At 68.6% G+C, this 14,032-nt stretch carries 8 protein-coding genes; 4 read left to right on the top strand and 4 right to left on the bottom strand.

The genetic code is table 11. From position 1 onward, the window contains the following. Nucleotides 1–390 precede the first annotated feature (390 nt). Both OG223_RS29165 and OG223_RS29160 read left to right on the top strand, forming a co-directional pair. Nucleotides 391–1,905, top strand: coding sequence for a hypothetical protein (locus OG223_RS29165; protein ID WP_329254860.1), 1,515 nt, complete (start codon nucleotides 391–393; stop codon nucleotides 1,903–1,905). Further along, the gene (locus OG223_RS29160) at nucleotides 1,898–4,570 is read left to right on the top strand and encodes a hypothetical protein (protein ID WP_329254857.1); all 2,673 of its coding nucleotides are present in this window, start codon (nucleotides 1,898–1,900) and stop codon (nucleotides 4,568–4,570) included. The genes OG223_RS29165 and OG223_RS29160 overlap by 8 nt, the downstream gene beginning before the upstream one ends. Nucleotides 4,571–4,701: 131 nt before the next feature. On the opposite strand, the gene OG223_RS29155 is transcribed toward OG223_RS29160, so the two are convergent. The 4 genes from OG223_RS29155 to OG223_RS29140 all read right to left on the bottom strand — a co-directional run bounded on the left by OG223_RS29155 (nucleotide 4,702) and on the right by OG223_RS29140 (nucleotide 11,843). Beyond that, on the bottom strand, nucleotides 4,702–6,228 hold the full coding sequence (locus OG223_RS29155; protein ID WP_329254854.1) for a hypothetical protein: 1,527 nt from the start codon (nucleotides 6,226–6,228) through the stop codon (nucleotides 4,702–4,704). Nucleotides 6,229–6,772: 544 nt separating this feature from the next. Beyond that, entirely contained in the window at nucleotides 6,773–7,174 is a 402-nt protein-coding gene (locus OG223_RS29150; RefSeq protein WP_329254851.1) for a hypothetical protein, read from the bottom strand. Then, nucleotides 7,174–8,907 (bottom strand): hypothetical protein, encoded by a 1,734-nt coding sequence (locus OG223_RS29145; protein ID WP_329254849.1) that lies wholly within the window; start codon nucleotides 8,905–8,907, stop codon nucleotides 7,174–7,176. The genes OG223_RS29150 and OG223_RS29145 overlap by 1 nt, the downstream gene beginning before the upstream one ends. 812 nt (nucleotides 8,908–9,719) lie before the next feature. Then, entirely contained in the window at nucleotides 9,720–11,843 is a 2,124-nt protein-coding gene (locus OG223_RS29140; protein WP_329254846.1) for a hypothetical protein, read from the bottom strand. On the opposite strand from OG223_RS29140, the gene OG223_RS29135 reads away from it, so the two are divergent. Together OG223_RS29135 and OG223_RS29130 are read left to right on the top strand one after the other, a co-directional pair. After that, nucleotides 11,842–12,366 carry a toll/interleukin-1 receptor domain-containing protein gene (locus tag OG223_RS29135; RefSeq protein ID WP_329254844.1) on the top strand — a complete coding sequence of 175 codons (525 nt, stop codon included), beginning with the start codon at nucleotides 11,842–11,844 and terminating at the stop codon, nucleotides 12,364–12,366. The genes OG223_RS29140 and OG223_RS29135 overlap by 2 nt on opposite strands. A 102-nt stretch (nucleotides 12,367–12,468) precedes the next feature. Beyond that, a complete protein-coding gene (locus tag OG223_RS29130) occupies nucleotides 12,469–13,824 on the top strand; it encodes a helix-turn-helix domain-containing protein (protein ID WP_329254841.1) in 1,356 nt (451 codons plus the stop codon). Nucleotides 13,825–14,032 lie beyond the last annotated feature (208 nt).

The following is a 14,032-nucleotide window of genomic DNA, read 5'->3' as shown; positions in this document are numbered from 1 at the left end:
CACATCAGCCGCTTCGGCCATCAGGCCGGGCCTTGTCTTGCGTCACGGCTCCGCTTGCAGTGGATTCTCACCCGACGTCACAAGACGATACGCCGACCCTGGCTACGTGAGTGCGCCTTCATTTGATAATGACGGTTATCAGACATGGAGGCAGATTCACCCCATCGGGCTGTCTCATCCGGCTGGGTGATTCACATCCGAAGTGCCTCTGCCTCCCGAGAGATGCGCCAGAATGACGGATCAGTTTCCCGACTGAACAGCACTGACTGAGGGGGTGACAGCGGGAAATGGTCGAGCGCAGCCGCGGACTGTCTTGCCGCAAAGGGCTCACTGCGCGGCGCACCCACCGGCCAGCGGCGTTCAGCTACTCTCGGTCCGATGGTTGAGCGCATGGTCGCTGCCAGTGGCAAGAGGCAAACACCGGAGCTCGTGGACGGACCGGGCTGGAACCGCCCCGGACTGGACGTCGCCGCGGGCCGTTATCCGCTCTCGGTGGAGCGGCATGTGGCGCGCATGGTCGATCACCTGGTCCCCGGGGTGACCACGCAGACGCCGCACGGGCGTTACTACGCACTGCACGGGCTGATCGCGGCGCAAGCCGACAGGGAGGACCTGACGGTCCCGGCCGCCCAGACTCTGCTGCGCCGCGCGGAAGTGGCATTGGCCGCCGTGTCGTTCGCGCATCATCCGCAGGCTCTGGACTGGCTGCCGCGTGCTCATGGGGTCGATGCCCTGGCCCGGCGGCTGCACGCCGGCACGGTCGCCATGTCCGAGGCCGAGGTCCCGGGCAAGGACGGGTACGTAGGCAACTCGTGGGGATTCTGGGCGCCGTACGCCGGATCCGAGGTCGCGCTCGGCATCCTCGGTGCGGGCCCCATGCCGGTTCCCGGACCGCGGTTGGAGACCACGGCACTACGAGCTGGGCTGGGCGGGCTGCTCGAACTGGCCGCCGAGGACACGCTGAACGTGGATGATCTCGCCTCTTTCGGTGACCGGCTGTGCGTGTGCGTGGGCGGTGAGCATCCTGATGGGGCGTGGCTGGCGAACCTCATGTGCGAGCCCGGTGCACCGGCCGAAGCAGGCTCCCGCTCGGCAACACGACGACAGACGATTCAGCTTCTGGCTCGTGTGGTCGCCACACATCCCGTCCGATATTTCACCCGCGACATCGGCCATGTGCTCGCTTTCGGCGACTTCCTGACCACCGATCCCGTGACCAGCGGCATCGACGCGGCCGGCGCCTGGCGCGGAGTGGTGCTGCGCAACTACTCCGTCGGAGCCTGGCGCCGCCTGTGGTCCTGGCTCGTGGAACAGGTCGACGGACTGCTACCGATCGAGGAAGTGGCGGACCGCTTCGCCGCAGAGCTTCCCGACATGACGGTGGACGCGTTCCTGTCCTCCCTTCCCGCGACGCAGAGCACGACCGGAGCGCCGTTGCCCGCCGAGCACGACCTGAGGTGGGCGGGTGATGATCCCTTGCCCCTCGCCGAACTACGGGTGCTCGCCACCAATGCCCGTCGGGTGGACGAACTCACCGGTCGGGTCCGGGACGCGTTCCTCGGCCAGCGCGGTGTCGAGCTCGGCCCGGAATGGGTCCAGCGGCGGCTTGACGAAGCGCGGCCCATGAAACTGCGCGATGTGGGCCGCCGACTCACCTACGACCTGGTGGCGCGGTCGCAGCGGATCGCGCTGGCCAAGGCCCGCCGACGTGCTGACGGCACGCTGTGGTTACCGACCCGGCTGCACGAGCGGGGCGGGCTGCTGTACCGGACGAGCCAGGAGGGGCGCGGTGACGTCGGGCTACGGCTGGATCAGCTCGGGACCGTCCTGGCCACCTGCGGCGTACTGCACTACGACGACCAGCACTGGTCGGTGACCAGTAGCGGGAGGGCTCTCGTTGACTGAGACCGCACCGGCACCGGTCGTGGTGGAGCCACCAACCGCGTTCGCCTCTCCCTTGACCCTCATCCTCGACGAGGAACGCACGGGCGGGCGGAACCTGGAAGAAGCACTCTTCCTCAGCTTCACCGCCGATCTCGGCTTCTTCGAGGAGGTCGCCCTCGGCGTCACCCAGGCCACCGGCGCACGCGTCACGGTGGCGGGAGATGTCTCCATGACTCGGAACGATCCCCGCTCCGTCCGGCGGGCCGGCCGGAGCTACCTCGCCGGTCTGGCATACGCCCACGGTCCCGCGTTCCATCCCAAGCTGATGGTCCTCGCCGGACCGGAGCACGCCACCATCGCCCTCGGCTCCGGCAACACCACGTTGGCCGGCTGGCAGGCCAACGCCGAACTGTGGACGGTTCTGCGGGTGGACGGTGAGCAGAGTCCCACCGCGATCCCGGAGCTGTCGGCCTGGCTGCGTGACCTCCCGGAAAAGGTGAGATTCTCCGCCGGCGTGCCACAGGCGATGCACCGGGTCGCAGCGCTGCTGGACCGGCTCCACCGCGACAGGACACCCACAGCGCCGCAGGTCCGCGTCGTCAGCAGTCTGCGTTCGCCGATCATCGATCAGCTGCCGCAGGGGCCCGTCGACGAACTGGCCGTGTTCGCGCCCTTCTACGACCGACGCTCGATGGCACTGCGGCGGCTGCTCGAACGTTTCCGTCCGAGTCGGTTCACCCTCGCCTACCAGCCCGGGCTCAGCGATCTCGACGGTCCGTCGGTCGCCGCCCTGGTGAAGGAGTACGACGGACGCGTCATCAGCGACAACGGCCAGCGGTACCGCCACGGGAAACTCGTCGAGTGGGTCTCCGCAGGGCAGCGTTGGGCCCTGACCGGCAGCCCGAACCTCTCCGCTGCGGCCCTGCTGCTTTCCCAGGGCGATGGCGGCAACTGCGAACTCGGCGTCATCACCCCCATCACCGCCACCCTTCTTCCGGACGGCACCGACGAGCCCGCCGCCCGGCTGAACACGGCCCCACCTCTTCCCCGCCCTATCGCTGGCAGTGGGCCGCTGCTGCTTGGTGCTCTACGTGTATCGGACGGCCTGGAGATCAGCGTGGCTCGGCCTCTCTCCGACACTGCTCACCTGGAATTGTCTCAGGCGGCAGCACCACCGGAGTCATGGGAGCGCATCGCCGAAATCCCGCCCGGACAAGCCACGCTGACGGTGACGGCTCCGGCTGATGCGGGCAGCCGTGTGCGCCTGGTCGTAGTCGACAGCGACGGCGTACCGAGCTTCGGCAACATCGTGTTCGTCGTCGACCCTGACCGCGCCCTGCGCCGAATGACCCCGCCCCAGTCCCAGGCCCCAACGACACGGCCACCCGACCTGTTCGCGGATCCCCGGCTCGCCGAACGATTCCTGGGTGACCTGGAGACCCTTCGTACGGGACTACCCCCCACCCCAGCGGGCGTATCCGCGAGCAGCAGCACCGGCGGTGCGGCTGCGACGGCCCCGCTGGACGGCGACGAGGACGGCTGGGAGCGCTATCTGGACGAATGCGCCGGACGCGTCGGACACCCGCTCACGCGCTTCGCGCTGGGGCTCCCCCTGCCCACCGACATCAGCACGCCCTTTCAGGACCTGCTGCCCGTCTCCTGGGACGAGCGGTTCAGCGACGACACCGAAGCCGCCCTCGACGATGACGACGCCGAGCCCATGGCGGCAGAGCACGATCCCGAGGCAGCCGATGCCGAAGCGAGCAGCACCGCCACCCTGCCCGACCTCCGGCAGGCCGACCAGGAAGTCCGCCGTAGATACCGGCGCTGGGTGGAGCGCCTCGTCGCCCTCGCTCCCCACCTGGGCCCTCCCGAGCGCATGCTCGTCGTCCGGCTGACCCTGTGGACCGTCGCGGCCAGCGCCTGGTCTCCAGCACAAACCGACTGGCTGCCGCTGCTCTCCCGCGCCGTCCGCGCACTGAACCGAAACGATCTCCCCGAGCGGATCGAGCCCCAGGTCGGCAGCCTCGCCGCAGTCGCCCTCGCCGTGCTCCGAAGCCACGCCCCGCGCTACGAGATCACCCCTGAGACACTCGCCTTCAACGAAGCCTCCCAGGCAGTCGGCCACCTGCTTCCCGCAGTGGACTCCGCGTACATCGCGGAATACACGGCGCTGCTCGACACAGCCTTCGGCCAGGCCGTCGACCAAGCCGCCGTGCTCGATGTCGCGTCGGACGTCGTCCAGGACGATCCCCTCGCTGACGCCGTATGGTCCCTCGCCGAGAAGGGGCGCGACGTACACCGCCACGGACGACTCCTGCTCCATGTCACCGGCCGCTTCAGCAACCCCGCGCTGGTGGCACTCGAAGCAGTCGGCTCCGCCGAGGATGCGCCCCTGGTCGGGGCCTGGGCCGACTCGGGCTCGGAGTCCGGCGGGGGAGGTTGGGCGCTGGTTGTCTGGCGTCGACCCGACCTCATCGTGGTCGATGCTCGCCGGCCGATTCCCCTCTGGCGGCATTACCGGCTCACTGGACTTGTAGGCCCCCGAGCTCTCGCCGCACAGCGCAGCTTCGAATCCGCTGCCTCCGTACCCCACGGCCCCCGCAACCAGCCATTCGAACTGGCTCACCAAGTCCTGTCGGGCCTCCGTCTGGCCGGGCCACGGCCACCACAGTGCGAGCCATAGTCCGTGGGCTACTCCGCGTGCTCGCCCCGGAGGACACCGTGGCCACCGGCCACGGGTGGCCACGGTCCTCAGGATCTGTCTATGGCAAGGTGCGAGCGCAGGGTGCTGTACGCCTATGGGGTCAGGGGCCGTCAGTCCGCTGTTGCCTCGTCCGGGTCGATCGTGGCCAGCCATGCGGACATCTCTTCCTCAGCCTGACGTTCGTCAGCAGCGCTTTGTTCCTTGTCCTCCTCCCAGGCCACACTCTTAAAGATCTCCTCTGATTCCCACTCATCAAGCAGCTCGTGAGATCTGTGGTCCCAGTCGCCGAGCTCCCCGTAGCACTCCTTGGCGCTGTACAGGAGTCGGAGATCCGCTTCGATGAGTCGATAGCGAGGGCTCACCCCGTAGAAATGCTGGTGCGTCGGGCGCCGCAAATTCACCTCGACCGCCCCGAGGTAGCTCTCCGACTCGGCCAGGAGCGCTTGGTGCAGGTCATCGAGTTGGCCTCTACGCACGCCACGGACGAGGGCGAAGGCCACTTCCACGTCCGCCAGCAGAGTGCCCAGGCCGTTGATGGAGTGCGTCGACCACACCTTGGGCTCGCCCGCCAGGTGGGCCGCTGCGATGTCAAGCGGCTTCGGCAGGCCGGTCAGCCCCGAGTGAGTGAAAAGAGTGCCCACGGCGACCGTGAGATCGCGCCGGAACTCCGGCACGACCCGCATCAGTTGCCGGAACGTCTCACGCTGGATCTGCCCCGGGTCGACCTCAAGTTCGTTGAAGTGCAGTGCCACAGTGACGTCATCGTTGCTCGGGTCACGAGTAGCGCCCAACAGCTGCGATGCCGACCCGCGCGACGACAACCCTGTCTCGAAGTCATCGACAGAAACCGTCCTTGCGGTCTCGTCCTCGCCCTGTATGACGTACTTCATGAACGCCCCTTCTGCGGTTTGCGGCTTCCCAAAGAACAGTGCGGAGATCCGAATCGCATCGGCGGATTCACCCACGACAAGGCCGATCCCCGCATAGGTGGCCTGCTCTGTCGCTGCGCTGACCAAGTCCGTGCCGGCGGTAGTGGTGGTGAGCCATTGCGGGTCATACCGGATCATGACCGTACGTCCGTCCAGTCGAAAGGACAGGTAGGGGTCGTCTTGCCATGTTCCGGTGAGCGGCCGAGGAAACGGCCGGTTGGACACGTTGCGGCTACGCATCGGCGCGTTGAACGCCACGTACATCCCCTGCCGAATCGCGTCCGGACGGGCTTCGTCGAGAGGAACAGCGTGCCCCCGCCACGACTCGAAGACGGGACGCACAGTCCCGACGAACATCCCGGGGGCGAACCCCTGCCCAGAGAAGGGCCGCGTCGGGTCGAGGCCAGCACGTTGAGCCGCCTGTTGCACGACGTCGCCGCCCGGAAGCATCGCAACTCTCGGCACGTTGAGGTAGTCGATGCTGCTGTAGCTCATCCTCCACGCCTGCCCGGCTTTCCTCAGGGCGGCGGTCCAGGTCTCGTGCTCCGCCTTGAGCCTGGACAACTGCTCAACGGTGTACGCCTCTCCGTTGTTCTTGTCGACGATGTCGTGGCAGGTCGAGCACAACAACAGGAGGTTCGATACGGCGTTCCTGGCCTCGATCGGCAGGGTGGGGTCCGCTCGGGGCCCATGATCGCCGAGTGCCACATTGTGTGCCGTCTGAGCCGTTGGGGTGCGTCCGGCAGTCCCAGGGTCCAGCTCACGCCGACATAGCTGGCACATGCCATTTGCCAGCCTCCAAAGCTCCCGACGAACGCGCTCATTGGCCTCCGGCCCTCTGGCCATACCGCCCCACCCCGTTGCTACTTCGAGCCGTACGCGTGTTCACGCTACTCAGGGGCACCGATACTGCCAGCGATCAAGCCTCCAAGTGGTAACTCCACATCATCTCTTGAGGCACCTCACGCGACATTGGCCGATACCGCGTGGTGTCAGCCGTCATAAAATCGTCCTCGTGCCCGTTCTGGGTTGAGCAGCTACCCATCCGGATGACCGTGAAGCTCCTCAGGATCTCGAGAACACGGTGAAGCGAGTGCTGGCCATTGATCGGCAGTCGAGGCAGCGACGGCTCTGAAGGGCTCGGTTGGGCGCGCCTGCGAAGCACGGACCGCAAGCTGCCAAGTGAGACGGTGACGATACCGAGCACCGGGATCGTCGATCGGACCGGCCAGGAGTTGGCGCAGCCGCCGCCTCAGCCAAGCCATCCGGCAATGGCGTGAGCGAGCGCATCACCCCCCTGCTGCACCACGGTCCCCGCCACCAAGGCCGGCAACGCTTGCACGGCCCCGCGCAGCGCCCCAATCGCCGGTGTATCCGAGGCCGTCAGCGAGGTGTCGATAGAGTCCGCCATGGCACGGAGCACCTGCGCGTTCGGCAGGACCGATCCGTTCTGATCCACCTCGGTGCGGAATGCGGCAAGGAGATCGCGCACGGTTTCCATGCTGACGGCGGGACTCCCGACGGACGCGGACTGGTGGACGTTCGAGATGTTCTGCCCGACCACGTTCTGGAGCGGGGCGATGTTGTTGCCGCCGATGCTGATACCAGACCCGTGCCCCTGTTCCGGTTCGGGGCGGCGACGTCCTGCAACCATCAACTTCCTCCTCCTTGAGTCTTGTTGTCCTGGCCGACATTGCTGATGCCGCTGCCGGCGACGTTCTGGATGGGTGCGTTGTTGTCGCCGTAGACCTGGATGTTGGTGATGACCGCGGCCACCTGCCGCTCATACGCAACGGTGTCGACGCCCAGTTCTTCGAGGTACGCGGAGACAGTGCGGAAGACACAGGTCTGCATGAGGACGACGTGCCGCTTCGCGTCGTCGGCCTGGTGCATGTCGGTGACCTCTTCGGTGGAGTACCGATCACGGAGGCTGACCGGATCCTTTTCCTCGGCCCGATTGCCCTCCGACTGCACTCCGAGCGCGAGCCGGGTCACCAGCCGCCACAGTGTGAGCGGGCCGTGGACGGCGTCCAACAGGGCCTGAACCACCACCCAGCCGTACAGTCTCGCTCCGCGCTTGGCCACGGGGGACTCGGTCACCCTCAGCTCGTTGTAGAGGGGCGTCATCACGTGAGGGCGCAGGGTAAGCCGTAGTTCGCCTGCCTCCAGGGCGGCATGCGCAAACAGGGTGACCACGACCTGGCCGTCCCAACTGACGCACTGCGCCCGCAGATACAGTCGGTCCGGCACGCTGGACGGTGACCGGCGGCCCCGGCCGCGCAGGTCCGGCAGCTCCAACTTCGCGGCACGGGTCCGTCGCAGCCACATCTCGGACGGCAGCCCGAGAATCTCCGTAACGGAGAGGCCGGGCAGGGGATCGGTGATCTCCCGTGCGCCACGGCCCAGTTCCCTGAGGGCGTCACCCATCCGCCGCAGCAGTTCCCGCTCACCGAAGGGCTTGATCGATACCTCTGGGTCCTTGGGCCTGAGCGGGATACCTATGTCAGCCACGCCCCATACATAGCGTCCGGCTCCGACGAAGGTTTCCGGATGGTCATAGGGCAGCTCGAGTCGAGTCTGCTCGTCGCTGATGAGAGCCATCCGATGCGTGGCCTTCGCCGACGCCCAGGGCAGGCGGTCAGACACGATGCCGTCCTGGACAATCCTGGACAACCCCGTCCGCGCCATGAGGCGATCCACGGCACAGACCAGCACGGCCCCGGCCAGCAGGGCGAACGGCAGTAGCAGCAGCCCGGTCCGCAGAGCGACCGCCTCGCCGCGTATCGGCTCGTAGGGCACCACCGCGAGTATCCAGGGCACACACAGAACGAGATACGCCAGACGGGGCGAGGGTGCCAGCCTCGGCTTCTTGCCCTTGCGGGCTGCCCGCAGCCCGGCCCACGACATGAGGCAAGCCAGCAAGGCGGCGCCGCCCCACACGACGGCGGCCCGGGGGACTTCGTACGCAACAGCGACGGCAAAGAGCAGGACGAGAGTTCGCCGCAGCCGTCTGCGTCGTCGTGCGCGCAGACTGTGTGCGATGACGGGCACAAGGTCGAATCCGTACGACGGGACAGGCAACGGCGGCCCGTGGAGGACGTGATCACGTACCCACTGGGCCATGGGCTCACCCAGGGGAGGGCAGTCATCACTGCCGTCCAGGTAGATGCGTCTACGAGTGCTGCGCCGCGGCTTGTTCGGTTTCTGATCCTTGCCCCGGATCTTGCTCCACCACGCCTTGACGGCCTTGACCCGATCGGGGCGGGTGTAGACGGCTTGGCACAGCAGCCTGGTCACCTCCGACGAGGTCGGGTCCACCTCACCAGAGCCGCCACCGTCAGAGAAGGCAGGCCCGGCTTGAACGGGCACCGCGGGCCCGTCGACCATTCCTACTGGGGCACGCCCCTCTCGTACACGCAGTCCCCGACCGAACCCCATTCCTGCCCCCCGTTCGCCGATACGGCGGGCATCATCACGGTGAAGTCCCGGAACCACCAGACCGCAAACGCGACAATGCACTCAACCGGCCTGGATCGGTGAAGGTTTGACCGAATACCGCTCTCGGTCGAAAGTTCGTCGCGCACAGCATCAACGCGGCCCTCCGCCACCTTGCTGGCATGGACGGCCTTGACCGCTGTCGGCCCGCGTTACAGAACGGCCCACGAGGCCGCGGCATCGGTCGTGCTGATCGTGCTCGGCAACAGCGACAAACCGCGGTCGCACTTCGACGCCAGCCGGACCTCATATCCGCGCCGGAGGAGTGGCAACAGCTCGGAGACATCCTCGACCCTGACGCAAGGGAACGGACTGGCTAAGGGGCAGCGACCTCGAAGTGACTGCCGAGCGCGACATCACACCTGCGCAAATTCCCGTGCGCAACGCAGAGCACAGAAGCACTTATAACCCCGCCGCTCGATCAACTGGGAGAAACCTGGGAGAAGATCTTCTCTCAGAACCTCTCCGAGACCGCGCCACACCAACCGACACCAACCGCCTGACCTGCATAAACAGAAAAGAGGCAGGTGTCGCCCCCACCCGACCCTCATTCAGGACGAAAAGGCCGTGGGTTCAAATCCCGCCACCCCGACAGTGAGTAAGCGAGTAGCAGGTCAGGGCCTGATCCAGTGAGTGGATCGGGCCCTGAGTTGTTTCGCCTCGCCCACAGGCTTTTCCGGTGTCTCTTGGTGACGTCGGGACGGCTATGAAGTGGCGAGCAAGTCGTCGATCTCGTGGGCCCGGCGTAGGACCTCGCCGTGGCGGGGGTCGCCGAGGGTGGCGAGGATTTCGGCGAGGTTGGCCAGGGCGGCGAAGAGGAGCAGGGTGGGTTCGTCCCACTGTTCGCACAGGGCGATGAGGTCTTCTAGTACCCGGGTCGCGTCCTCGGGGCGGTCGAGTCGGCGCAGGGCCTCGGCGCGGTTCAGCATGATCTGTTCCGTGCCGTAGCCTCCGGTGCGGCCCGCGGTCTCCGCCTCGTCCAGGAGTCGTAGTACCTCGGCTGCCTGCGACTTGGCCGAGACGCCCTGTTCGGGCGCGTGGTGCAGGAGGTGCACGGAGTAGTCGTTGAGGACCATGACGAGTGTTTCCGCGTCCTCTTCGTCGCCGGAGTCCTGGTGGCTGTGGCGGGCGATGTCGAGGGCCTGCCGGAATGCCTCGTCCGCCTGTTGGGACCGGCCGGCGCTCTCCAGGATCGAGGCGTAGAGGTTGAGCGTCTGGGCGTGGTCGGCGTCTAGCCGGTTCACCTGCTTCGCCGGACCCGCCTGGTTCACCTGCTTCGGCAGATCCGCCCGGTTCACCTGATCCGCCGTGTCCTCCGTGCCCGCCGAGTCCGCAGGGTTCATCTGGTCTCCCTGCTCCACCCGGCCCACCCCGCCTCCCTCGTCCACCTCAATCGCGAGTGCCCGCTCGATGGATTTCAGCGCCGCCTCCGCGCCCTCCACCGCGCGCACAGCCATCGCGTGGTTCGTGAGGTACGTGGCGTATGTGGCCGGGACGGGGGTGTGTGCTCGCTCGTAGAGGTGGAGTGCTCGGGCGGCGGCTGTCAGGGCGGCCGGGTCGTCGCCGCGGACGCGGTGGAACACCGAGAGGCGGTCCATCAGGTCGGCGGCTTCTGGGAGGCCCTCGCCGTGCTGGTCTGCCAGGTTCACGACGTGCAGGACGTGGGGCAGGGCGTCGCGCCACTCCGGCCATGCGTCGTGGTCGTGGGTGTCGCCGCGCAGGGCCGCGCCGAGGAAACGCAGGGCGATGTTGGCCCGGCGGCGGCGTTGCGGCGCGTCCAGGGTTTCCGTGGGCAGGGGGTGCAGGAGGCGGGGCATGGCGACCAGGCGGGTGTCGCCGCGGGCGGTCACCAGGAGCAGCCCCCGGTCGAGCAGCCGTCGTAGCGCGAGGGCCATCAAGGCGGTGCTGTTGCCCAGGTCGCGCAGGGGGTCGGGGAGCGGGCCCCAGGCCTCGGCCAGGAAGGAGACCGGCAGTGGGGCGGGGGCGAGGGTGCTCAGCAGGGTCAGCAGTTCGCGTTCGGGCTCCTGGCCGAGGCGGGTGAGGCGGTGCCATTCGTAGCCGAAGTGGGCGCGGGCGAGCTCGCCGTCGGTGTCGTCCTCGCGGGTGGGGAAACGGTCGCGCAGCGCGGCCTGCACCTCGTGGTACAGGGTGTCGATGCCCGGGCGGGAGCGGCTGGTCGGGCGGGCGCTCAGCCACATCCTGCCCTCGATCTTCTGGGCCAAGTCCCGTCCGTGCAGCGGGGGTTCGATGTCTCCTTGCTGTGCGGCGCCGAGTTCGTCGAGGGGGATGCCGAGCGCGACGTGCAGGCACCAGAGCACAAGGGCCTGCTCCGCTGCGCCGCGGAGCCCGCCCGGTACGACCTCGGGGACGGTGTCGCGGGCCCGTTCCACGCCCCGGACGACGCGGTCGGCCAGCCAGCGTCCCCGTTCCTCCTCGGTGCAGCCGTCCCGTGTGCAGAGGGGGCCGAAGGGGGCGAAGGCCGGGGCGGCGGCCAGCGCCCGCAGTGCCTCGGACTCCGCCTCCCGGTCGTCACGCAGGCCGTACGCCACCGCCGTATGGACCTGGCGCAGACCTGACCGGAGTGCCTGCCAGGCCGCCAAGTCCGGTGCCGACACGTCCGGTGCCAGCAAGTCCGGTGCCAGCAGGTCCGGTGCAAGCAGGTCCGGTGCCGGCACGGGGTTCTCAGCCGGGTTCTCGACCGAGTTCTCGACCGAGTGTCCGCCCGGGTGCACGCCCTCGTATCCGCCCTCGTATCCGCCCTGCTCGCGGGCCGTTTTCACCTTGAGGCCGTTTTTTTCACCCGGCGCCTCGCGGTTCGATCCAGTCATGAGAACTGACACCCCGGCTTCGATGAAACGGGGGCGACCGAACGGCCGGCCCCCGACCCGTGTCTTCATCAACTACCGGACCGGAGACGAACCGTACGGCGCGGTTCTGATCGACACCGCGCTGTGTGCCCGGTTCGGACCCGAGGCGGTCTTCCGGGCCTCTCGGTCGATCCGCCCCGGCGAGGACTTCGCGGAGACCATCCTCGGCGCGGTGCGGGAGTCCTCGGTCCTGCTGGCGGTGATCGGTCCGCGCTGGCTCGACGCCGTCGACGCGCACGGCAGGCCGCGCCTGCACGATCCGGCCGACTGGGTGCGCCGCGAGATCCTCCAGGCGTTTCACAGCGGGGTGCGGGTGGTTCCGGTCCTGCTGAACGCCAACCTACCGCAGGAGCAGCAACTGCCCCCGGCCGTCGCACGGTTGAGCGGGCAGCAGTACTTGCGGCTGCACCACAGGTACGCCCCGGCCGATCTGGAGCGGCTGGTCGACGAGGTGGCGGAGCTGCTGCGGCGGCCGGCGCGGTGACGGCGGTACGTGCGGCCGGCCTGGGTTCATCCGGAATCGGCGGACAAGTATTCACTTCGGCCGATATTGTCCTGACCCACCGCTCTCGGCAGGAGTACCGCAGTGCCGCCATCCCGCTTCGGTCCCGCACTCCAACTGCGCCGAATACGGGCCGGGTTGTCCCTGTCGGGGCTGTCCGACCTGGTGCACTTCTCGCCGTCCTACCTCAGCCGGGTGGAGTCGGGGGACCGCACCCCGAGCCCGCAGTTGGCCCGGCTGTGCGACACGGCGCTGGGCGCCAACGGTGAGTTGGCCGACCTGCTGGCACCACGCGCGCCGCGGGCGGCCTCGACCCCGCCCCCGGCCCCGGCCGCCGGCAAGTCTCCCCGTACGGTACCGAGTTCGCCGCGCACCGAGGGCGACCCCGACTCCGGGACGCCGGCCCCGGCCGGCTGTCCGGTGGCGTTACCGGCCGTGGACGACGGGGAGGACGTACGGTCCGTCGCCCACTTCACCGGCCACCTCGGCGAGTTGCGCCGGCTGGCCCAGCGGGTGTCGCCAACTCCCGTGCTGCAGCAGGTCGGTGGCGCGATCCCGCTGCTGGAGTCGTTGGCACGGGCCGCGCGGACCCCGGCGGCCCGCGACCAGTACCTCGAACTCCTCGCCTTTTACTGCGAGTTCGCGGGGTGGATGGCGCAGGAGGCCGGGAAGCACGCGGAGGCCGAGCGGTGGATCGGGCGCACCGAGAGCCTGGCCAGGGAGGCGGGCGCACACGACCTCGCCGACCACACCCTGATCCGCCGGGCCGGTCTGGCGCTGTATCAGGGGAACGCCGAAAGCGTCGTCGAGTACGCCGCCGAGGCCGGGCGGCGCGGCCACGGCAGTCCGCGGATCAGCGCGCTGGCCGCCTTCCGGGAGGCGCAGGGTCTGGCGCTCGCGGGGCGAGGGAAGTCGTGCGCGGCGGCGCTGGACCGGGCCGGCGAACTGCTCGACGCGACCGCCGTCACCGCCGTCACCCCCGTCACCGCCGTCACCGCCGTCACTGCCGCCCCCGCCGCGGGGTCGAGCGAGGGCTCCCGGGCACGGCCGCCCGCGCTGGTCATCGGCTCGGATCTCGCCGTACGGCTCGGCGGCCCGGTCGGCGGCTGGTGCCTGTACGACCTCGGGAGACCGGACGAAGCGGCGGAGGTGATCCGCGACGGTCTCGGCCAACTGCCGGACCGGGCGGCCCGTATGAGGGCACTGTTCACGGCCCGGCTCGCCCTGAGCCTCGCCGACGCGGGCGAGCTGGACGCCGTCGTCCCGGTGGTGGACGGTCTGTTGAAGGACTCCGAGGGACTGTGCTCGGACGCGGTCCGGACCCAGCTCCGGCAGCTCGCGATATCGCTGCGCCGCAGACACACCCGACCCGCGATGCGGGAACTGCGTGCCAGGGTGACGGCCGCACTGAGCTGCACGGGCTGCGTGACGCCCAGTTGACCAGGCAACCCGCACGCCGACCGGACCTGGCCCGAGCCGATCGCCGTACCGCCCCACCCCAACCACACCCCACCCCACCCCACCCCACCCCACCCGCCATACGAGAACCACGCGTCCGAGCGACAGCCACACCGCGCTGCACGGGCCGCGCGGAACCCCACCGCCCTGGCACCTCAGGCACCAACCAGACCCAGCGCCAGCCGCTCGC

This window comes from Streptomyces sp. NBC_01478 (assembly GCF_036227225.1).
GTDB lineage: Bacteria > Actinomycetota > Actinomycetes > Streptomycetales > Streptomycetaceae > Streptomyces.
This window is presented reverse-complemented; position numbering and strand designations above follow the sequence as displayed.